Raw genomic sequence first — 19,221 nt, 5'->3', positions numbered from 1 at the left:
GAAGGTGGTGAATAGTGGCGACGACGACCACTGCGCAACGACGAGAGCAGGCCAAGCGCGACTACGACGCGTTCCTGGCCGGGTGCCCGACTCGGGAACTGCTGAGCACGCTCACCGACAAATGGGCGGCGCTGGTGATCGCGGCGCTCGCCGACGGCTCGCAACGGCACAGCGAGCTCGCCCGCCGCATCGCCGGCGTCAGCCAGAAGATGCTCACCCAGACGCTGCGCACCCTGGAACGCGATGGTCTGCTCACCCGCACGGTGACCGCATCGGTGCCGGCCCGTGTCGACTACGCCCTGACCCCGCTCGGCCACGAACTGTTCCCGGTGATGGTCGCGATCAAAACCTGGGCAGAGACCCACATGGATCGCGTCTTCGAGGCCCGCGACCGGTTCGACGCGCGATCGTGAAATCCGGACGGCGGGCCACCTAGTCGAGACAGAACTCGTTGCCCTCGACGTCCTGCATCACCAGGCACGACTCGTTCTCGCCATCGGCCTTCAACAGTCGCACGCGTACCGCGCCGAGCACGAGCAGTCGTGCGCATTCGGCCTCCAGCGCGGCCAGGCGCTCGTCACCCACGAGCCCGGTGCCGACCCGCACGTCAAGATGCAGTCGGTTCTTGACGACCTTGCCCTCGGGAACGCGCTGGAAGTACAGGCGCGGGCCCACACCCGAGGGATCGACGCATGCGAACGCTGAACCCTGATGCTCAGGCGGCAGCGCGCGAGCGAAATCGTCCCAGGTAGCAAACCCCTCCGGTGGCGGCGGCACGACGTACCCCAACACCTCGCACCAGAAACGAGCGACGCGCTCAGGCTCTGCGCAGTCGAAGGTGACCTGGAACTGCTTGACCGACGGCATCGGTCCACCATAAAGGCGGGGGTCTTTCGTCGTGCCGGCGGCCAACCCTCAGGATGAGTCTTCGTAGCGGGTGGCGATCGCGGCGGCACGGTTGCGTAGGGCGGTGCGCAGCCACTGCGGGGTCAGGGCTTCCGCGTTCGTGGCGAGCTGCCACAGCGCCCATTCGGCGTGTCTCGGATCTTGGAAGCTCACCTCCAGCCGCAGCCAGCCGTCCGCGTCGGCTTCTTCGGCGTGGACGGCCAGCGCGGTGCCCACCAGGTCCTCCCGCCGCGCCGCGTTCACCCGTACCAGCACGGTGACCGAGTCGCCGCCGGTCCGAAACCGCGTGCTGCGTTCCTGCCAGGCCCGGTCCAGATCGACCCGGTCTGGTCGCTGTGCGGGTTCGGCGAGCTCCTCGGCGGCCAAGACCCGCGACAGCCGGTAGGTGCGGTCCGCGCCCGACCTCGTTGCCAGCAAGTAGCCCTGCTCGCGTACGGTGACCAGGCCAATCGGGTCCACCGTGCGCCACTTCGGGGTCTGGCCCACCGCCGCGTAGTGGATGCGCAGCTTGTGTCCGGCGAACACCGCGCGCCGCACCTCGGCCACGATGGTGTCGGGCACCTCCTCGGTGACCAGCCGGCGCGAGAGAAGGTCGGTCTCCGGGTCGATGAGCAATCGCTGGGCCGCGCCGGCCGCGGTGTCCCGATAGCTTTCGGGTAGCGCGTCGACCACCTTGAGCATGGCCGAAGCGAGCGCCGAGCCGAGACCGAATGCCTGCGCGCCGCGCCGCGATCCGGCGATCAGCAGGGCGAGCGCTTCGTCGTGGTTCAGTCCGGTGAGCTCGGTCTGGAAACCGGGCAGCAACGCGAAACCGCCGTGCCGGCCGCGTTCGGCGTAGACCGGGACGCCGGCCGCGGACAGCGCCTCGATGTCGCGCAAGACGGTGCGGGTGGACACCTCCAGCTCGCGGGCCAGCGCGGTCGCGGACAGCCGACCGCGCTGGCGCAGCAGCAGCACCAGCGAGACCAACCGATCGGCGCGCATCCGAAAACTTTACCGGGATACACGACAGAGGGTGTCGTGATTTGTTGGCAGGCTCGCTGACACGACGTACTCCCCATGAATCGAATGGAACTGATGTGGCGATGGAACGAACGGCAGTCAACCCGGTGACGTGGTCGGTGGAGCTGGGATTCAACCAGGGCGAAATCGTCTCCGGGCACACCCGGACTTTGTACTGCTCCGGGCAGACCGCGATGAACGGCGACGGAAAGCCCCAACACGACGGTGACATGGCGGCACAGCTGGCGCTGAGCCTCGACAACCTGGAGGCCGTGCTCGGCGGGGCCGGCATGTCCCTGGCGAACCTCGTCCGGCTCAACGTCTACACCACCGACGTCGACCTGCTTTTCCAGCACTACGGGGTGCTGGCGTCGCGACTGGGCGCCGCCCGGGTGGCGCCGACCACCACGATGCTCGGGGTGACACGGCTGGCGATCCCCGGCCAGATGGTCGAACTCGAGGGGACCGCCGTCGCGTGACGCGATCCCGCCGCTCGTTGATCGCTCAGCGGGGCTAGACACCCGATCACCGCCCGTAGTGTATGAAGATCAGGACATGACGGGCGGTAAGCGGGTCAGCTGGGTCGAGCTGTACTTCGACCTGATCTTCGTCTTCGCGGTCGCCCAAGTGGCGCACGCGATCGTGGCCGAGCCGCAGTGGGGACGGGTCGCCGCTGCGCTGGGGCTTTTCGCGACGCTGTGGTGGACCTGGATCGGGTACGCCGTCCTCTACAACCGCCAGGCCGACGACCGTCAGCCGTTGCACCGGCTGTTCGTGCTCGCCGGCACGGTGCCGTGCGGGATCGCCGCCACGCAGGCGCACCAAGTCTTCGAGAAGCACCCGGCCGGGTTCGCGCTGGCCCTCGCGGGCGCGCGGGTGGTGCTGAGCGTCGCCTACCTCCTAGGGGCGCGCGGGGCGCCGCTGGCGCGCCGCGCGGGCATGGGGTTCGCGGCGTCGGCGGTCATCTTCGCGGTGTCGGCGGCGGTCCCGGCCCCGCGGTGCTACCCACTGTGGGCGCTCGCGCTGCTGCAGGAGGTCGCGGCGCTGCTGCTCGGGGAGCGGCGCCGCGCCGAGCGCGGCCTCAGCCGTGCCGACCGGCTGCGGGCGATGTTCGCGCCGCCCAAGGACGCCGCCACCGCCGTGGACGCGGCGCACCTGTCCGAACGTTTCGGCCTGTTCATGATCATCCTGCTGGGTGAGCTGGTGATCACCGTCGGCGCGGCCGCGCTGGACCGGCCGCAGCAGGACTCGGCGTACTGGCTGAGCATGGGCGGCGGCCTCGTGTTGGCCGGCGCGCTCTGGTGGGTCTACTTCGACACCGTGGCCGGCGTCAACGAGCGGCTGCTGAGCATGTCCGGCGGCAACCCGGCGCTGGCCTACTCGCTGTACGCCGCTGGCCACTTCACGCCCGCGTTCGCGCTGCTGCTCGTCGTCGCCGGCGTGAACCTGTCGCTGCACGAGGAGCCACCTGGCATGGCGTCCTGGTTCGTCGCGGTGGGGTTGACGGTCTACTTCGGCGGCGCCCGAGTGTTCTCCTCGCTACCTCGCCGTTGGTGGGCGCGGCCGCTGCGACTGGCCGCCATCGCTGCGACCGTCAACCTCGGTTGGCTGAACCAGGTGCTCAGCGCACCCGGCGTCGTGGTCGTGGCGACGGTCTGGACCATCGGCGCGGCCGTGGCCGTGTCGCTGCTGCGCCGCAACATGCTGCGGCGGCTCGGGGAGGACCCGGTGGCGTTCTTCCGCGACACGGACTGAGGGGCGCCCTCAAGGCCGGGAAGGTGAGGAAAGTCGATCCATGTCAAGCGATGACGACGCCTGATCGGTCGGATCTTGGCGCCGCGCGGCGCCGCGCCGTCGCCATCGCGCAGAGACTCGGCGACTGTGTCGACTAATTGCCCGCCCAGGGGCAACCACTCGCCACGAACACGGCGCACGTCGGCTTCGTCGAATGCACCACCGACCTGGCGAGCGGGTCGCAGGCTCGCGGCCGGTCACGTCCTGCGGTGATCATGAAGTTAGCGTCCGGGCAGGCTGTCTCTCCAACGCCAACCTCATGATCACCGCCGGCTGGCGCCGATCTAGGAAGGATCGTGGGTATCGAGTCTGATTTATACCCACGATCCTTCCTAGATCGATCCGATCACCCGACTTGTGGGGCAGGGCGGCCCCGCTCGACAGCACCCAGGAACCCTTAACTACCCGGCCTTGCGGGCGCCCCGGTCGTGAGGGCGTCCCGGTCGGGTGCGAGCCAGGCCCGGCGGGCGTGTGGCTCCGTTAGGGGACGAAACGCGCCTCCGGGAAGGCCGGGTTCGGGCCGTTGAGCAGGTGTCCCCGGTGGCGTAGGTGCAGGTCGAAGAACGCGAGCGGGTACGCCTGCTGGATCCGCACCGCCCGGGCCGGGTCGAGGGTGCCGACCCAGCCGGCGAGGTCCTCGTCGCTCATCCCGATGATCCTCGCCAGTTGCGGGACCAGCCACTGGTGGTCGCAGTACGCCCCGTGGACCGCGCCGTCGGCGTGCACGTTGAGCCGCCATCCGTGCAGGTGTGACCAGAACTGCTCGACGCTCGGCTCGGCGGCGCGGGTGAAGTCCGCGGTCATGAGCATGAACGGACGGTCGAGGTCGGTGACCGGTGGTTGCGATTGCATCGGGCCGTCGAGGCTGAACCCGGCCCGGACGCGGCGGTCCTGGTTCATGACGAGGGCGGTCGCGGTTGCGCCCTTCGACCACCCGAACATGCCGATGCGACGCGGGTCGAGCGCGGCGCCCAGGCCGGCCGGCAGCGGACGGCGTTCGGCGTCGGGGTTGCGGCCGGCGGCGAGGTCCTCGATGCGGTCGAGGACGAACCGGATGTCACGGGAGGAGTCCCATGGCGTGAACGGCAGATCGTCGACGGGGACGGTGAGCCGGCCGTCGGGGAATTCGCTGAACGCGTCGCACGTGTGATCCACCGTGACCACGACGTAGCCGTGGCTGGCGAGTTCCTGGACCACGATGGTGGTCTCGGAACGGTGGCCGCCGGCGCCGTGGGAGAACACGACAACGGGCAGCCGGCCGGGTGGCCGTAGCACCGGAGCCCCCTCGCGGCCGGCCGTGAGGGGCGCCGCCGCGGCATCGGCGTCGAACCCGGCGGACACGAGCAGCGCGCGCATCGGCGCGGCGGGCATCCACGGCGCTGCCCGATGACGCCGGGCGTCCCGGGTGGCGGGGTACCAGACGCCGGCCATCAGTTCGCGGTGGTGTCCCAGGCCGGCGAAGGGATCCGGACGGGATCTGTCGACGAGGTGCAGCGACACGGTGCCGACGCGGTGCGGCCCGGTGGGTGGGGGCAGCGTGAGCCGGGCCGGCGCCGGGGCAGCCCACCCGCGGCCGGTGCCGGCGAGCGGCACGGCGACCCCGGTGGCGAGCGCGGTTGTGAGCAGGTGGCGGCGGGTCAGTGCGGTCGTCATCGGTCCTCCGGGTCGCGGCTGTGGACCAGGACGACGGCGACGACGACGGCCGCGGCGGCCCAGGCCGTGAACACGATCCACGCCTCGGTGACGGTGACCGGGTACTTGGTCACGGCGAGCACCGGCCGTCCCGGGTCCGCGTTGTGCCGTGCCGGGTTCTCCACCAGCGCCTGCCATGCGGTGTACGGCATGGCGTTCCCGATCTCCTTGACCCACCGGTACGTCTCGCCCTGGAACAGGGCCGGCAGGAGCAGGAGCAGCCCGATGGCGGCGACGATGGTGCCGGCGGCGTGCCGGATGACGGCGCCGAGGGCCATGCCTACCAGGGCGCACAACGGGGCCAGCAGCGCGGACGCGGCGACCGCCCGCAGCGCGCCCGGGGCGCTGATCGACAGGCCGATGCGGTGCTCGTGGTAGATCGCCTGGGTGAGGCCGAACGACGCCACCGAGACGAGCGCGCCGAAGACGAGCATGACCGCCGACACGACCAGGACCTTGGCGGCGACCACCTGCCGGCGGGCCGGGACGGCCGTGAACGTGGCGCGGATCAGCCCGGTGGTGTACTCGCCGAAGACCGTGATGGCTCCCACGCTGCACGCGATGATCCCGAGGATCTGGAACGCCTCCGTGACGAAGGCGGCGTGCATCGGGTCGATCGCGAGGCGTTGCGACGGACTCGCGCTTCTGGCGATGAGGGCGGCGTTGGAGCGGGCGGAGTTCGTGGTGATGCCGACGCAGATCAGCGCGCCGACCGCGAGTACCCCGTAGGTGGAGCGGAGCGACCAGAGCTTGATCCACTCGGCGGCGAGCAGGTCGCGGAACCTGGCGCGGGTGTCGGTGGCGGTCATCGCTGTTCTCCCGCGAGGTATTCGACGCTGTCGGCGGTCAGCTCCATGAACGCCTCCTCCAGGGAGGCGGCGTGGGTGGTCACTTCGTGCAGCATGATCCGATGGTCGAAGGCGAGCTGGCCGATGCGGGCCGCGGTCAGCCCGGTGACGGTGCAGCTGCCGTCGTGGTGTTCGGTGACGGTGGCACCTTCGGCGTTCAGGATGGTTGTCAATGCGCGGGGGTCGGGTGTGCGGACGGTGACCTGTTGCCGGGTGCCGCGGGCGGCGAAGTCGGTCAGCGGCTCCGCCGCGATCAGCTTGCCGCGGCCGATGACGATGAGGTGGTCGGCGGTGTTCTCCATCTCGCTCATCAGGTGGCTGGAAACGAACACGGTGCGCCCCTCGCCGGCCAGCCGGCGGAACAGGCCGCGCGCCCACAGCACGCCTTCGGGGTCCAGGCCGTTGACCGGCTCGTCGAAGATCAGTAACGGTGGGTCGCCGAGCAGGGCGGTGGCGATGCCGAGCCGCTGTTTCATGCCGAGGGAGAATCCGCCGATGCGCCGGCGGGCCACGCCGGCCAGTCCCACCTCCCGCAGCACCTCGTCGACCCGCTGGCGGGGCAGGCCGTTGCTGCGGGCCAGTGCCCACAGGTGTGCCCGCGCGCTGCGGCCGCCGTGCACGTCGCCGGCGTCCAGCAGCGCACCGACGTGACGCAGCCCGCGCGGGCGGTCGCGGAACCGGCGCCCGCCGACGGCGGCGGTGCCGCTGGTGGGCTCGGTCAGGCCGAGGATCATCCGTAGCGTGGTGGACTTGCCGGCCCCGTTCGGGCCGAGGAACCCAGTGACCTGCCCGCTGCGCACCGCGAACGTCAGGCCGTCGACGGCCGTCACGTTCCGGTAGCGCTTGGTCAGTTCGTTGACTTCGATCATGTGTCTAACGCTGCCGCCAGGCGCAGCCGCACCGCATCGCGCCGCCGGTGACAATCCGGGCGAGCCACTGTCGACCGTGGTTGTACAACCACGGGCCGACGCCCCGCCGCGGTGGGCAAGATTACGATCGGCGCATGTCCACCGCCGCGAAACTGCCGCTGTCCCGGGCCGTGCCGCCGGGCGGGTGGACGGCGTTGGCCTGGTGTGCCGCCACGGCGTACGCCCTGGTCGTGTTCGTCCGGTTGCCGGGCGAGGTCCCGGCCATCCTGCCGTTCCGGGATCCCTTCGACCGTTCCGCCGCGTCCTGGTGGTACCTGGCGGTAGCCACCATGGTGGCGCTGGCCGGCAGCGCCCTGCTGCGCCGCCGGCCACTGCCCGCCGTCGCGCTGCTGCTAGCCGGATCCGTCGCCGCGGCGATGGCGCTGAACTCGACCAGGATCGCGTTCCTTCAGTTCCTGGCGGTCGACGTGGCCCTGTGCTTCATCGCCGCGGCCCGGCCGCGCCGTACCTCGATCGCCGCGACCGGCATGGCGCTGGCGGTGCTGGCCGGCTACGCGGTCACCCGAGTTCTGCTCCGCTACCCGGTCGGTACCTCGACCCAGTTGGCCGTCGCCTTGAGCGCGGCCGTCGCCTGGCTGATCGGCAACACGATCCGGCAAACCCGCGACCACGCCCACCAGATGGCTGCCAGCCACGCGGCCGAAGCGGTCACCGCCGAGCGGCTGCGGATCTCCCGCGAGCTGCACGACAGCGTCGCGCACAGCATCGGCATCATCGCCCTGCAAGCCGGCGCGGCCAGCCGGGTCATCGACACGCAGCCGACCGCCGCGCGTAGCGCGATGACGGCCGTGGAGGCCGCCAGCCGGCAGACGCTATCCGAACTGCGGCGGATGCTCGGCCTGCTCCGGGACGCCGAACCACGCCATGACCGGGCACAGTTCGAGCCCATGCCCGGCCTGGCCGACGCCGAGCGGCTGGCCGCGACGACGGGCGCCGCCGGCGTCAGCGTCGATCTGCGGTGGCGCGGGGAGCACCGGCCGCTGCCGCCCGACATCGACATCGCCGCGTACCGCATCATCCAGGAGTCGCTCACCAACGTGGTACGCCATGCCCACACCACCAACTGTCGAGTGTTCATCGACCACCGAGACGACTGGCTGTCCATCGTGGTCGAGGACGACGGACGCGGCACCGGACCCACTACCGGCACCGGATACGGCATCGCCGGCATGCGCGAACGGGTCGACCTGCTGCACGGCCACTTCCACGCCGGACCCCGCCCGGAGGGCGGCTTCCGCGCCACCGCCCGCATCCCCATACCGGCGGCGCCGCGATGACCATCCGCGTCGTCCTCGCCGACGACCAGCCCCTCGTACGCGCCGCCCTACGCATGGTCATCACCGACGCCGCCGACCTCGACGTCGCCGGCGAGGCCAGCACGGGCGCCGAAGCGATCCGGCTCACCGCAGACCTCCAACCCGACGTCGTCGTCATGGACATCCGCATGCCGAGCATGGACGGCATCGAAGCCACCCGCCTGATCACCATCAATCCCAGCACAGCCGCGGTACGCGTCCTGGTGCTCACCACGTTCGACCACGACGAGTACGTCTACGCCGCGCTGCGCGCCGGTGCGTCCGGGTTCCTCGTCAAGGACATGGCACTGGACGACATCCTCGCCGCGATCCGCGTGGTCGCCGCCGGAGACGCGCTCATCGCGCCCGCCGTCACCCGCCGCCTGATCCGGGAGTTCGCCAACCGACCCGAACCCGTATCACAACCGCCGCCCGTGGTCGAGGGCATCACGGAACGGGAACGCGACGTACTGGCCCTCGTCGGGCGCGGCATGTCCAACACCGAGATCGCCGCCGCCATGTTCATCACCGTCGCCACCGTCAAGACGTATGTGACACGGCTCCTCGCCAAGCTCGACGCCCGCGACCGGGTACACCTCGTCATCATCGCGTACGAGGCCGGCCTGGTGGCCACGCGTCGCTCCTGAACCATGACGGCGGCCAAGGACCCGCCCAGGTCTATTCAAAGTTTCTTCGCGCAGGCGAAGCCGCCCTCCGGGATACCGGCCACGCCCGTGGAGCCCAAGGAGAAGGACGCGTCCGTGCGGTCCTTCTGGCATGGCGCCCGCGTGATCTGGAGGATCTTGTATTGGGGTTTGGCGCCCGAACCGTCGCACGGGACCTCGTCGATGGATTCACCCTCGGCATGGACGCAGTCCCCGACCTCGATGATGCCGCCGCCCTCGCCGGGGTCACCCGGGTGCGGCGGCTTGAGGTTGCGGGCGCAGAAGTAGCCCAGCGTGGACGTGCCACCTGCCGTACCCGGCTGGCTCAGCGCCAGGTCCGTCCCCGGTGGACAGTCGGGCCGCACCGTGAACCGCTGGTTGCCCTGGGCCTGGCTGACCTTCGTCACCCTCGCCTGGGCCTCGGGCGCGGTGCAGGACACCTCGTGCCAGCTTCCTCCCTGGTCCGAGACGCAGTCCGACTCCTCCAGCGGGCCCAGGTACGAGTAGTCCGTCTCCTGCTGGGGATCCGGGTACGACTGGTCGTACCCGACCTCGACACCGAAGCTGCAGCCGGACAGCAGGATAACCACGACACCGAGACTGTAGGCCCAGCCACGCATCTCGCCCTCCCCACAGGACCACTTCGAAACCACTGTATATATGCGCCGCCTGCCGCTCTTCATGCTCAGGGCGTGCCATTAGGCTGGCAGGGCTCCTCCGCCCGCCCCGCGATTCTCGGAACCCGGATGTCTATATACAGCGCTCGGCACCTACACGGACTTCGCATGATCGTGACGGGAGGAGGTACGGGTGGCCACACATATCCGGCGCTGACCACGATCACCACGTTGCGGGCCCGGCTCGCCGAGACCGGCGCCGAGCCGGAGCTGCTCTGGGTCGGGGTGCGCGACAGCTTGGAGGCCAAGATCGCCGCCCGAGCCGGCGTTCCGTTCAAGGCGATCGTCACCGGCAAGCTACGCCGCTCGACAAACCCCCGCGATCTGCTCCGCAACGTCGTCGACGCGTTCCGGATCCCGCTCGGCGTGCTCCAGGCCGTCGCGATCGCCGGACGCACCAAGCCGGCCGTCGTGCTCTCGACCGGCGGGTACGTGTCGGTGCCGATCGGTTTGGCCGCTCGACTGTTCGGTGTGCCGTACCTGCTGCACGAGCAGACCCTGAGCCTCGGCCTGGCAAACCGGATCCTGGCCCGGGTCGCCACCCGTGTCCTGCTCAGCCACGAGTCGTCGCTCGCCCACGTGCCCGCGCGTTCGCGCGAGCGGAGCGTGGTCACCGGAAACCCGATCCGGCCCGAGATCCTGGCGGGTGACCGCGCCAACGGGCTGGCCGCTTTCGGCCTTGACCCGGCGGTGCCGTTCGTCCTGGTCACCGGCGGCGCGGCCGGCGCACGCCAGATCAACCAGATGCTGACCGCGGTGCTGCCGGACGTGCTGCCGCACTGCCAGATCGTGCACCAGTGCGGCAGCCTCGATATCGCCGAGATGCGGCAGGTCGCGGCGGGCCTGCCGCCCGGACTCGCCCACCGCTACCGGGTGCTGGACTTCATCCACGACGAGCTGCCGGACCTCCTGGCCGCCGCCGACATCGTGATCGCCCGCAGCGGTGCCGGGACCGTCGCCGAGCTCACCGCGCTCGGCAAGACCTGCGTCCTCGTGCCGTACCCGTACTCGGCCGGGGGCGAACAGCGCGTCGCCGCCCGCACGCTGGCCGCCCAAGGCGCCGCGGTCATGCTGGACGGTGCCGAGGCCACCCCGGAGCAGCTACGGCACACCATCAGGGCACTGCTGGCCGACCCGGCGCGGCGAGCCGCGATGGCACACGCCGCGGCCGGGTACGGACGTCCGGACGCCGCCGACCGGGTGGTGGCGGAGATCCTGGCGGTAGCCGCCCGGCGTTAGCGGGTCGCGGCCGGCTCCCGCGCCGTGCGGCCGCTTCGCCGTGCGAGGGCGGTGTCGATGAGCACGTCGAGCAGCGCCGGGTACTCCAGTCCCGCCGCGCTCCACATCCGTGGGTACTGAGACATGGCCGTGAACCCGGGCATCGTGTTGACCTCGTTCACCACCGGCACGGGGTCCTCGGTGCCCTCGACCGTGGGCAGGAAGAAGTCGACCCGGAGCAGACCCGAACACCCCAGGATGCGAAACGCCTCGACCGCCTGTGCCTGGAGGGCGGCCGTGACCGCGGCGGGCAGGTCGGCCGGGATGTCGAAGACGGTCTCACCCTGGTACTTGGCGTCGAAGTCGAAGAAGGAATGCCGGTCGGGCACCCGGATCTCCAGCGGGGGTCCGGCCACCACCTGACCGTCCGGGTACTCCAGGACCCCGACGTCCACCTCCCGCCCACGTACCGCCGCCTCGACGAGCACCTTCGACATGCCGGTGCTGCGCGCTGTGGTGATGGCCTCGTCGAGCGACGCCCAGTCGTCCACTCTGGACACGCCAACGCTCGAACCCTCCCGCGCCGGCTTGACGAAGACGGGCAGTCCGAGCCGGTCCCGGTCTTGCGCACTGACGTCGTCGTAGTCCGTCCCGTGCAGCACCACGCTGTCGGCGACGAGCAGGCCGGCGTCGGCGAGGAGCTTCTTGGTCAGCTCCTTGTCCATTCCTATGCCGCAGGCGAGCACTCCGCTGCCGACGTACGGTATCCCGAAGAGCTCCAGTGTGGACTGGATGGTGCCGTCCTCCCCGTGCCCGCCGTGCAGGGCGGGAAAGGCGATGTCGACCTCGTCGCGGAGCCGGCTCAACGCGCTCCACATGCTTTCCAGCGCGGTGGGCCGGGGCCCGGCCGGATCGCGTGTCATGTCCAGAAGCTTCACGGCGTCCACGTCGGCGGGCGCCGGGTGGTCCCGGCCGATCGTCCACACGCCGTCCGTGCCGATCCGCACCGGCGTCACTTCGTACCGCTCGCGGCTGAGGTGTCGTACGATGCTCGCCGCGGAGGCGCACGACACGCCGTGCTCGGCGCTGCGGCCGCCGAAGAGAACCGCCACCCTGGTCTTCGAGTCGCCGGTCACGCGCGCTCCTCCTTCGCTCCGGTCGCGGTCGTGAGTTGTGCCGGGCCGTAGTGACTCCTGCCGGTCCCGGTGATGTACGCCCAGTAGCGGTCGCCGAAGGACCAGTGCCACCACTCGGTCGGGTAGTTCACCAGGCCGGCGCCGGCCAGCGCCCGCGCCAACGTCCGGCGGTTGTCCTGGGCCTGCTCGGAGACGCTGGTCGCGGCGGTGAAGCAGGCGTTGTCGCTGGCTTCCGGGGTCGCGTCGATACACGTGCCCATGTCCGCCTCGATGCCGTCCTCGGTGCAGAGCGTGAGGTCGATCGCGCCGCCGGTGCTGTGCGGTGCCACCTCGACCGGCGACGCGAACTTGCTCGTCTCCACGAACAGCCGGTCCGCGCTCCAGTCCGGATGCAGCCTTCGTAGTTCGTTCCGATATCCGTCGAAGACCGCCCGTTGGGCCTCCACCTGCCGGTACCCCTCGACGATCAGAAGCCGCAGCCCGCGGGGGAGCGTGGCTTGCGCGTCCAGCAGTCGCTGCACCACTCCCTCGCGCAGGTGGGCGAAGTCATCGATGGCACCGGCGTGGCGGCTGTCGACTCGCAGCTCGGTTACCTCCCGTACGTCCACCAACGACTCACCGTTGTCCGACAGGCCGATCGCGGCGATTCGCGGATCGGAGAGCAGGACCATCTGTTCGCCCGTCACGACGTCGCCCCTTTCGCGCCGTGCTCGGCGACCAGACGAGCGATCACGGCCGCCTCGGCGTTTCCACCTGTGAGCACGACACCGATGTCGGTGAACGACCCGCTCGCGGCCAGGCGCAGCGCCCCGGCCAACCCGGCCGCGCCGGACGGCTCGAGCAGCAGCTTGGTGTGGAACAGCCCGAGGAACACCGCCCGGCCGATGTCGCCGTCGTCCACGCGCACGACGCCCGCGATCCGGTCCCGGACGATCTCGAACGGAAGGCGCCCGACCAGCGACGGCCTGAGTCCGTCGGCCAGGGTGGGCGCCGGCGGCACGCTGATCCGACGACCGGCGGCCAGGCTCTGCCCCAACGAATCGCATCCAACGGGCTCCACGCCGTACACGGCGGTGCCGCTTCCCTGAACCGCGAGGCACGCACCGGCGACCCCGCCACCCCCGCCGACCGGGACGACGACGGCGTCCAGCCGGGTGCCGCGCCGGCCGGCCTCCTCGACGAGCTCCCACGTCGCGCTGCCCTGCCCGGCGATGACATCCGGATGGTCGTACGCGTCCAGCACGGCGTCACCGCTCGCCGCCCGCAACCGTTCGACGACCTCCAGCCGTTCTTCCGCGGTCGTGCCGGCCAGCTCCACCCGGCCGCCGCACCCCTCGATGCTGGCGACCTTGCTCGCCGGCGCGTCGACCGGAAGCACCGTCGTGGCGGTCAGGCCGTACCGCTCGGCGGCCATCGCGACGGCGAGCGCATGGTTGCCGGTACTCTGCGCGATCACGCCTCGATGCCCGCCCTGCTTGGCGATCTGGTCAACCGCCCGCAGGGCTCCCCGAAACTTGTACGACCCGCCGGTCTGAAGGTTTTCCGCCTTCAACCACAGACGCACACCCGCGATCTGGTCCAATGTGGCCGAGCGAACCAATGGTGTGTCTACCACCCGATCGCGCAGCCACCAGGCCGCCGCCTCCACATCGTCGCGGCCCACACCCTTGTGGGCCAGCAACCTGTTCGCCAACGTTCCTCCCCGATCGCAGCAGTCCTCCTAAATTAGTGGGGGTCGTGCGTTGGCTGCGTTGGTGGAGATCCCTATGATCTTGTTCACATCACGCACAGAAACGTTCCTGTTACAGGAATCGACCGAGCTGCCCCGTGGGACCGATGTGGACAGTGCTGAGGTCGGTCCGGCGGTGTCCCGGGCCTCCGTGATCGACGCAAAAGGGGCGGGGTGCCGCGAAAAGGGAGCGACGCGAAAGGGGGAGGAGGGAGGGGTCAGGGGAGGGGGAGCCAGACGCGCATGGCCTCGACGTCGCGGTTGGCCCAGGCGTAGTACGGGATCGCGCCGGCCGTGCCGCCGTCGGCCAGTGGCACGGTGACGCCGACGACGGCCGGGCCGAGGTCGGGGCGGGGCTCCGCGGCCGGCTGCCGGCTCGCGTCCCACCGCAGGTCCTCCACGGGTACGCCGGGCGGCGTGTCCGCGGACTCGACGCAGTACACGAGCGGGCCGCGCTCGACGGCGACGCACCCGCGTACCGCGTCGATCCGGGGGTCCGGCTCGGTGACCCGGATCGGCATGTCCAGCTCCAGCACGACGGCGTCGCCGGTCCGCCACGTGCGCGTGCGTTGGAGCATGCCCCGGTCGGTGACCTGCGGGGCCCGGCTGGCTGGCTCGCTGCGCTCGCTTCGGGCCCGGATGTCGGCCCAATCCGAGCTGGTCGCTCCGCGCCCAGCTCCGGATTGGGCCGACCCCGGGCCCACCCCGTCGGGTCCGGTGATCGACGCGGACCGGCACCACGCAGGCACCCGCAGCGACAGCGTCCACGGCGTGTCGGGTGTCTCCACGACGTGCACGGCGACCCGGCCGGACCACGGGTAGTCGGTGCGCATAATCAGCCGTACCGGATCGCCGCCGACGTCCGCGCGGACGTCCGCCGCGGTGTACTGGTGCAGCTGGACGCCGCTGGCGTCGCTGGTGGCCAGGTACTGCTGCCATGAGCTGAACAGCCGCATCAGGTTGGGCGGGCAGCAGGCGCAGGCGTACCAGGGGGCGCGGGGTCCGTGGGCGGGCGGCTCGAAGGTGCGCTCGGTGCGGCGCTGTAGCGGGTTGGTGTAGAAGAACCGGGTGCCGGACAGCGAGATCCCGGGCAGGACGCCGTTGTACATGCCCCGCTCGATGGCGTCGGCGTAGCCGGGGTCGCCGGTGGCCAGCAGCAGCCGCCAGGCGAGCATGACGCTGGCGATGGCCGCGCACGTCTCGGTGTACGCGCGGTCGGGCGGCAGCTCGTACGGGTCGCCGAACGCCTCGTCGCGGTGCCGGCTGCCCATCCCGCCGGTCAGGTACGTGCGGGTGTGCATCAGGTCGTCCCAGCGGCGCCGGACGGCGTCCAGCAGGGTGTCGTCGTCCAGTTCGACGGCGACGTCGACGGCGCCGGCGTCCAGGTACAGCTGCCGCACCGCGTGCCCGGCCACCTCCGCCGCGTCCCGCACCGGGGCGTGGTCCTGCCAGTACGAGCGGCCGAACCGGCCGTCGCCGAGCAGCCCGTACCCGCGCAGGTCGATCATGCGGGCGGCGAGGGCGAGGTACCGGCGGTCGCCGGTGACCCGGGTCAGCTCGACGAGGGCCATCTCGATGACCGGGTGGCCGTCGATGCCGTCCCGCCGGCCGGGCCCGAACTCCGCGTCGATCCGGTCGGCCGCGCGTACCGCGATCTCGAGCAGCCGGTCGTCGCCGACCGCGCGGTGCCAGGCCACCGCGGCCTGGATCAGGTGGCCGGCGCAGTAGAACTCGTGGCTCCAGGCGAGGTCCTGGTGCGGCTGCCCGCTGCCGAGCTGGATGAAGCTGTTGACGTACCCGTCGGGCTGCTGCGCGGCGCCGATGAGGCCGATCACCTCGTCGGCGGCCTCCGCCAGCGCCGGGTACGCGCCCCGGCCCAGCTCCCAGCCCACGGCCTCCAGCCACTTGTACGCGTCGGAGTCCACGAACGGCAGCGTGCTGCCCCCGCTGTCGGCGGAGGCGCGGTACCGCCCCTCCATGCCGGCGGCCAGGCGCAGGTTGTCCAGCACGCCGGAGTGGCCCAGCTCGGCGAATCCGTGCGGGATCGTGCGTTCCCGGTTGGTCCGCAGGCGGTCGCCCCAGAAGCCGTCGAGGATCGTGACCCGGTCGGCGGCGAGCGGCCGCAGGCGGCTCGTCGACGGAATCACGCCAGCGCTCATTTCACCGCTCCACTCATCAGACCGGACACGTAGTACCGCTGCAGCAGCAGGTAGACCAGGACGCAGGGGAGGATCGAGATGGTGATGCCGGCCTGGAGCATCCCCCAGTCGGTGCCGCCCAGGCTGGTCTCGGTGCGTGCCGCGGCCAGGATGAGCGGCAGCGTGAACGTCGAGCCCTTGCTCATCATCACCAGGGCGCCGAGGAACTCGTTCCACGACATGATGAACGCGAAGAGCGCCACGGTGACGACGGCCGGCACCGATGAGGGGAGGAAGACCCGGCGCAGCACCTGCCACGACGACGCACCGTCCACAATGGCCGCCTCGGCCAGCTCGCGGGGCACCGCGGAGAAGCTGTTGCGCAGGATGTAGAGGCTGAACGGCAGCTGGATCGTGGTGTGCAGGATGGCCAGGCCGAGCAGCGTGTTGGTCAGCCCGATCCGGGCGAACATCAGGAACATCGGGGTCAGCAGCGCCTGGTACGGCACGATCAGCGCCAGCAGCAGGATCACGAAGAGGACTTCCTTGAGCGGGATCGGGAACTGCGCCAGGGCGTACGCGGCCGGCACGGTCAGCAGCAGGGTGATGGCGATGGTCAGCATGGCCGTGCCGAAGCTGTTGGCCAGGTACGTCGGCAGGCCCTGCTGGTAGTCCCAGAGCCGGGAGTAGCTGTCCAGGCTGACCGCGTGCGGCACGTACGTCGGCGGTGTGGCGGCCGCCTCCTGCGTCGGCTTGACGGAGGCCAGCAGCGACATCACCAGCGGCAGCAGCATGACCGTGCAGACCACGACACACACCGCGCCGACGAGGTAGCGGGTCCGCCTCATGCGTGGCTCCGTCGGGTGAGGAGTAGCTGGACGACGGTGAACGCCAGGATGGTCACCGCCAGGACCATCGACAGGGCCGCGCCGTAGCCGAGCTTCAGGTACGGGAACGAGTTCAGGTAGACGTAGAACGTCGAGGTCGCGGTCTCGTTCTGCGGTTGCCCGGCGGTCATGATGTAGAACTGGTCGAACGCGAGCAGCGAGCCGATCACGCTCACCAGCGTCACCAGCAGCACGGTGCGCATGGTCAGCGGCAGCACCACCCGGGTGACCCGCTGCCGGTAGCTGGCCCCGTCCACCAGGCTGGCCTCGGTGATCTCGGACGGGATGGCCTGGATCGCGCCGATGAACAGGATCATCCCGAAGCCGATGACCTTCCACACCACGGAGGCGCTGATCGCGAAGTTGGAGGTGTCCGCGTCCACGCCCAGCCACAGGATCGGCTCGTCGATCAGTCCGATGTCGAGCAGGGCCCGGTTGACCAGGCCGAAGTCGGCGCTGAACAGCCAGTACCAGAGCAGGCTCGACACGCCCAGGCCGATCACGACGGGGATGAACACCACGGTGCGGGTGACCCGCCGCAGCGGCGTGTTGGTCGCGGTGAGCAGCGCCAGCAGGTAGCCGCCCACGATCAGCGGGGGAGTGATCAGCGCGGTGTACTTCAGGGTGAACACGAACGACGTCCAGAACTGGTCGTCCCCGAGCATCCGCCGGTAGTTGGAAAGGCCCACCCACACCGGCGGGGTGATCAGGGACCAGTTGTGGAACGACATCCACACCATCTGGCCCAACGGGTACACGGTGAAGACCAGCACGAAGATCAGTGCGGGCGCCAGGTAGGCGAGCCCGACGAGCCGGCTGCGGCGGTTCCGGTACAAGGGCGATCCTCCACGGGCTGTGGTCCGCCGCCGCCACCGGGCACCCCTCCCGGTGGCGGCGGGGTCTTCGTCAGGACTGGTCGGCGATGGCCTTCATCTCCTTCTTGGCGTCCGAGATGATCGTGTCGAGGCTGTCGTCGGAGTAGTACGCCCGCTGCAGCATCTTCAGCCACGGCCCCTGCGGGGAGTTGATCTGCTCGAAGAAGGTCAGCGTGTACGGCGTCCGCCCGACCTCGAGGGCCTTGGCGACGTCCTGGACCAGCGGTTCTGCCTGGAAGTACTTGTTGTTGACCATGTCGCTGCGGGTGGTGAGGTTGAGCGCCTTGGCGTACACCTCGACCTGCACGTCGTCGGAGAGCAGGAACTTCATCACGTTGACCGCGTCGGCCACCCGCTTGCTGCCCTTGGGCACCACGACGAGGTCGCCGCCGATGAACGAGGCCGACGAGCCCGCCGTCATCCCGGGGAGCAGGGCGACGCCGAAGTTCATCTTCGGGTTCTGCTCGCGGGCCAGCGTGATGTTGAAGTTGCCGGTGCCCATCATGCCGACCTTGCCGGAGCCGAACTGGAGATGGAAGGTCTCGCCGTTCTCCGCGCGGTCGCCGTCGTGGACGTTGCCGGCCTTGACCATGTCGCGGGTGAACTGCAGGACCTGCTTGACGCCGTCGCCGACCAGCGGCTCGTCGCCCTTGTTGGCCGCCTCGATCTTCGCACCGGAGGCCCACATCAGCGGCCCGACGGTGAAGATGTTGCACCCGGCGCAGTTGCCCGGCAGGTAGTAGCCCTTGACGTCGCCGCCCAACGCGGTGATCTTGTCGGCGTACGCGCGCAGCTCCGGCAGGCTCGTCGGCGGCTTGTTCGGGTCCAAACCGGCGCGCTGGAAGAGGTCCTTGTTGTAGAAGAGGGCGGACACGTCGGCGTAGAGCGGCACGCCGTACAGCCGGTCCTCGAAGGTCGCGACCGTCATGTGGCCCTTGCTGGCGGTCTTCAGCTCCGGCCAGTCCTTGATCCGGTCGGTGAGGTCGACGAGCTGCTGCGCCTTCTCGAACTGCGGGGCGTAGATCAGGTCCATGCCCATGAGGTCGGGCACCTCGCCCGACGCGATGCCTTGAGCGATCTTGCCGACCATCTCCGTGTGCGGGATGTAGGTCAGCTTGATCTTGCAGTCGGGGTTCTTGGTGTTCCACGCCTCCACGAGCATGTCGACCATCGCCTTGTTGCCGCCCGACCGCTCCCACATGGTGAGCTCGCCGGAGCTGGCGCAGCTGGTCGTGGCGACCGCGTTCTGATCGACATCAGGCGTTTCGCTTTCCTGACCGCACGCCGCGACCAGGAGCGTCGCCGCGACCAGGATGGGCCACCTCTGGCGGGTCCTCATCCCACACTCCTCCATGTCGAGTGGCCCGGTAGGTCCCGGGCACCCTGCACGCTACCCCGGATGAATACGATTGCACTCAATCGTTTTCATC

At 70.2% G+C, this 19,221-nt stretch carries 19 protein-coding genes; 6 read left to right on the top strand and 13 right to left on the bottom strand.

Annotated elements, in window-relative coordinates; all coding sequences use genetic code 11:
- The first annotated feature begins 14 nt into the window (after positions 1-14).
- Positions 15-413 (top strand): winged helix-turn-helix transcriptional regulator, encoded by a 399-nt coding sequence (locus Prum_RS44620; RefSeq protein ID WP_173085198.1) that lies wholly within the window; start codon positions 15-17, stop codon positions 411-413.
- Between the two features lie 19 nt (positions 414-432).
- Here Prum_RS44620 and Prum_RS44615 read toward each other — a convergent pair whose 3' ends face one another.
- Together Prum_RS44615 and Prum_RS44610 are read right to left on the bottom strand one after the other, a co-directional pair.
- Positions 433-867 (bottom strand): VOC family protein, encoded by a 435-nt coding sequence (locus Prum_RS44615; RefSeq protein ID WP_173085196.1) that lies wholly within the window; start codon positions 865-867, stop codon positions 433-435.
- A gap of 48 nt (positions 868-915) precedes the next feature.
- Entirely contained in the window at positions 916-1,890 is a 975-nt protein-coding gene (locus Prum_RS44610) for a helix-turn-helix transcriptional regulator (RefSeq protein WP_173085194.1), read from the bottom strand.
- 101 nt (positions 1,891-1,991) lie between these two features.
- Here Prum_RS44610 and Prum_RS44605 point away from each other — a divergent pair, with 101 nt between their 5' ends.
- Positions 1,992-2,387 carry a RidA family protein gene (locus Prum_RS44605; RefSeq protein ID WP_173085192.1) on the top strand — a complete coding sequence of 132 codons (396 nt, stop codon included), beginning with the start codon at positions 1,992-1,994 and terminating at the stop codon, positions 2,385-2,387.
- A 76-nt stretch (positions 2,388-2,463) separates the two neighbouring features.
- Positions 2,464-3,663, top strand: a complete 1,200-nt coding sequence (locus tag Prum_RS44600) for a low temperature requirement protein A (RefSeq protein ID WP_173085190.1) — start codon at positions 2,464-2,466, stop codon at positions 3,661-3,663.
- A gap of 519 nt (positions 3,664-4,182) precedes the next feature.
- Here the strand turns inward: Prum_RS44600 and Prum_RS44595 are convergent.
- From Prum_RS44595 to Prum_RS44585, 3 genes are read right to left on the bottom strand one after another with little or no spacing between them, the layout of a single operon-like run.
- On the bottom strand, positions 4,183-5,355 hold the full coding sequence (locus Prum_RS44595; protein ID WP_173085188.1) for an alpha/beta hydrolase family protein: 1,173 nt from the start codon (positions 5,353-5,355) through the stop codon (positions 4,183-4,185).
- Positions 5,352-6,203 carry an ABC-2 transporter permease gene (locus tag Prum_RS44590; protein ID WP_173085186.1) on the bottom strand — a complete coding sequence of 284 codons (852 nt, stop codon included), beginning with the start codon at positions 6,201-6,203 and terminating at the stop codon, positions 5,352-5,354. The genes Prum_RS44595 and Prum_RS44590 overlap by 4 nt, the downstream gene beginning before the upstream one ends.
- Complete coding sequence (locus tag Prum_RS44585) at positions 6,200-7,111, bottom strand: ABC transporter ATP-binding protein (protein WP_173085184.1); 912 nt, start codon at positions 7,109-7,111, stop codon at positions 6,200-6,202. Before Prum_RS44585 ends, Prum_RS44590 begins: the two co-directional genes overlap by 4 nt.
- Before the next feature lie 134 nt (positions 7,112-7,245).
- Between Prum_RS44585 and Prum_RS44580 the strand changes: the two genes are divergently transcribed.
- Together Prum_RS44580 and Prum_RS44575 are read left to right on the top strand one after the other, a co-directional pair.
- Positions 7,246-8,448 carry a sensor histidine kinase gene (locus tag Prum_RS44580; RefSeq protein WP_173085182.1) on the top strand — a complete coding sequence of 401 codons (1,203 nt, stop codon included), beginning with the start codon at positions 7,246-7,248 and terminating at the stop codon, positions 8,446-8,448.
- Entirely contained in the window at positions 8,445-9,113 is a 669-nt protein-coding gene (locus Prum_RS44575) for a response regulator (RefSeq protein WP_173085180.1), read from the top strand. Before Prum_RS44580 ends, Prum_RS44575 begins: the two co-directional genes overlap by 4 nt.
- Before the next feature lie 35 nt (positions 9,114-9,148).
- Here the strand turns inward: Prum_RS44575 and Prum_RS44570 are convergent, their stop codons facing one another.
- Positions 9,149-9,751 carry a hypothetical protein gene (locus Prum_RS44570; RefSeq protein WP_173085178.1) on the bottom strand — a complete coding sequence of 201 codons (603 nt, stop codon included), beginning with the start codon at positions 9,749-9,751 and terminating at the stop codon, positions 9,149-9,151.
- A 126-nt stretch (positions 9,752-9,877) separates the two neighbouring features.
- Between Prum_RS44570 and Prum_RS44565 the strand changes: the two genes are divergently transcribed.
- Complete coding sequence (locus tag Prum_RS44565) at positions 9,878-11,047, top strand: UDP-N-acetylglucosamine--N-acetylmuramyl-(pentapeptide) pyrophosphoryl-undecaprenol N-acetylglucosamine transferase (RefSeq protein ID WP_173085176.1); 1,170 nt, start codon at positions 9,878-9,880, stop codon at positions 11,045-11,047.
- Here Prum_RS44565 and Prum_RS44560 read toward each other — a convergent pair.
- The 7 genes from Prum_RS44560 to Prum_RS44530 form a co-directional block, all read right to left on the bottom strand.
- A complete protein-coding gene (locus Prum_RS44560; RefSeq protein ID WP_218577869.1) occupies positions 11,044-12,162 on the bottom strand; it encodes a D-alanine--D-alanine ligase family protein in 1,119 nt (372 codons plus the stop codon). The genes Prum_RS44565 and Prum_RS44560 overlap by 4 nt on opposite strands.
- Positions 12,159-12,848, bottom strand: a complete 690-nt coding sequence (locus tag Prum_RS44555) for a M15 family metallopeptidase (protein ID WP_246278752.1) — start codon at positions 12,846-12,848, stop codon at positions 12,159-12,161. The genes Prum_RS44560 and Prum_RS44555 overlap by 4 nt, the downstream gene beginning before the upstream one ends.
- A complete protein-coding gene (locus Prum_RS44550) occupies positions 12,845-13,855 on the bottom strand; it encodes a threonine ammonia-lyase (protein WP_218577868.1) in 1,011 nt (336 codons plus the stop codon). Before Prum_RS44550 ends, Prum_RS44555 begins: the two co-directional genes overlap by 4 nt.
- A gap of 254 nt (positions 13,856-14,109) precedes the next feature.
- A complete protein-coding gene (locus tag Prum_RS44545; RefSeq protein WP_173085174.1) occupies positions 14,110-16,050 on the bottom strand; it encodes a glycoside hydrolase family 127 protein in 1,941 nt (646 codons plus the stop codon).
- Positions 16,047-16,877: a carbohydrate ABC transporter permease gene (locus tag Prum_RS44540; RefSeq protein ID WP_173085172.1), complete on the bottom strand. Its 831-nt coding sequence runs from the start codon at positions 16,875-16,877 to the stop codon at positions 16,047-16,049. The genes Prum_RS44545 and Prum_RS44540 overlap by 4 nt, the downstream gene beginning before the upstream one ends.
- The gene (locus Prum_RS44535) at positions 16,874-17,752 is read right to left on the bottom strand and encodes a carbohydrate ABC transporter permease (protein WP_173085170.1); all 879 of its coding nucleotides are present in this window, start codon (positions 17,750-17,752) and stop codon (positions 16,874-16,876) included. The genes Prum_RS44540 and Prum_RS44535 overlap by 4 nt, the downstream gene beginning before the upstream one ends.
- A 70-nt stretch (positions 17,753-17,822) precedes the next feature.
- Positions 17,823-19,130: an ABC transporter substrate-binding protein gene (locus tag Prum_RS44530; RefSeq protein WP_173085168.1), complete on the bottom strand. Its 1,308-nt coding sequence runs from the start codon at positions 19,128-19,130 to the stop codon at positions 17,823-17,825.
- Between the last annotated feature and the right edge of the window lie 91 nt (positions 19,131-19,221).

Source organism: Phytohabitans rumicis (assembly GCF_011764445.1).
Classification (GTDB): Bacteria; Actinomycetota; Actinomycetes; order Mycobacteriales; family Micromonosporaceae; genus Phytohabitans; species Phytohabitans rumicis.
The sequence above is the reverse complement of the archived record's forward strand: the minus strand, read 5'-3'. Positions and strand labels throughout refer to the sequence as shown.

What these genes read in the sequence shown, in the direction of transcription:
- Prum_RS44615 (WP_173085196.1), bottom strand. Translation starts at nt 867, where the DNA reads ATGCCGTCGGTCAAGCAGTTCCAGGTCACCTTCGACTGCGCAGAGCCT.
- Prum_RS44610 (WP_173085194.1), bottom strand. Translation starts at nt 1,890, where the DNA reads ATGCGCGCCGATCGGTTGGTCTCGCTGGTGCTGCTGCTGCGCCAGCGC.
- Prum_RS44605 (WP_173085192.1), top strand. Translation starts at nt 1,992, where the DNA reads ATGGAACGAACGGCAGTCAACCCGGTGACGTGGTCGGTGGAGCTGGGA.
- Prum_RS44600 (WP_173085190.1), top strand. Translation starts at nt 2,464, where the DNA reads ATGACGGGCGGTAAGCGGGTCAGCTGGGTCGAGCTGTACTTCGACCTG.
- Prum_RS44595 (WP_173085188.1), bottom strand. Translation starts at nt 5,355, where the DNA reads ATGACGACCGCACTGACCCGCCGCCACCTGCTCACAACCGCGCTCGCC.
- Prum_RS44590 (WP_173085186.1), bottom strand. Translation starts at nt 6,203, where the DNA reads ATGACCGCCACCGACACCCGCGCCAGGTTCCGCGACCTGCTCGCCGCC.
- Prum_RS44585 (WP_173085184.1), bottom strand. Translation starts at nt 7,111, where the DNA reads ATGATCGAAGTCAACGAACTGACCAAGCGCTACCGGAACGTGACGGCC.
- Prum_RS44580 (WP_173085182.1), top strand. Translation starts at nt 7,246, where the DNA reads ATGTCCACCGCCGCGAAACTGCCGCTGTCCCGGGCCGTGCCGCCGGGC.
- Prum_RS44575 (WP_173085180.1), top strand. Translation starts at nt 8,445, where the DNA reads ATGACCATCCGCGTCGTCCTCGCCGACGACCAGCCCCTCGTACGCGCC.
- Prum_RS44570 (WP_173085178.1), bottom strand. Translation starts at nt 9,751, where the DNA reads ATGCGTGGCTGGGCCTACAGTCTCGGTGTCGTGGTTATCCTGCTGTCC.
- Prum_RS44565 (WP_173085176.1), top strand. Translation starts at nt 9,878, where the DNA reads ATGTCTATATACAGCGCTCGGCACCTACACGGACTTCGCATGATCGTG.
- Prum_RS44545 (WP_173085174.1), bottom strand. Translation starts at nt 16,050, where the DNA reads ATGAGCGCTGGCGTGATTCCGTCGACGAGCCGCCTGCGGCCGCTCGCC.
- Prum_RS44540 (WP_173085172.1), bottom strand. Translation starts at nt 16,877, where the DNA reads ATGAGGCGGACCCGCTACCTCGTCGGCGCGGTGTGTGTCGTGGTCTGC.
- Prum_RS44530 (WP_173085168.1), bottom strand. Translation starts at nt 19,130, where the DNA reads ATGAGGACCCGCCAGAGGTGGCCCATCCTGGTCGCGGCGACGCTCCTG.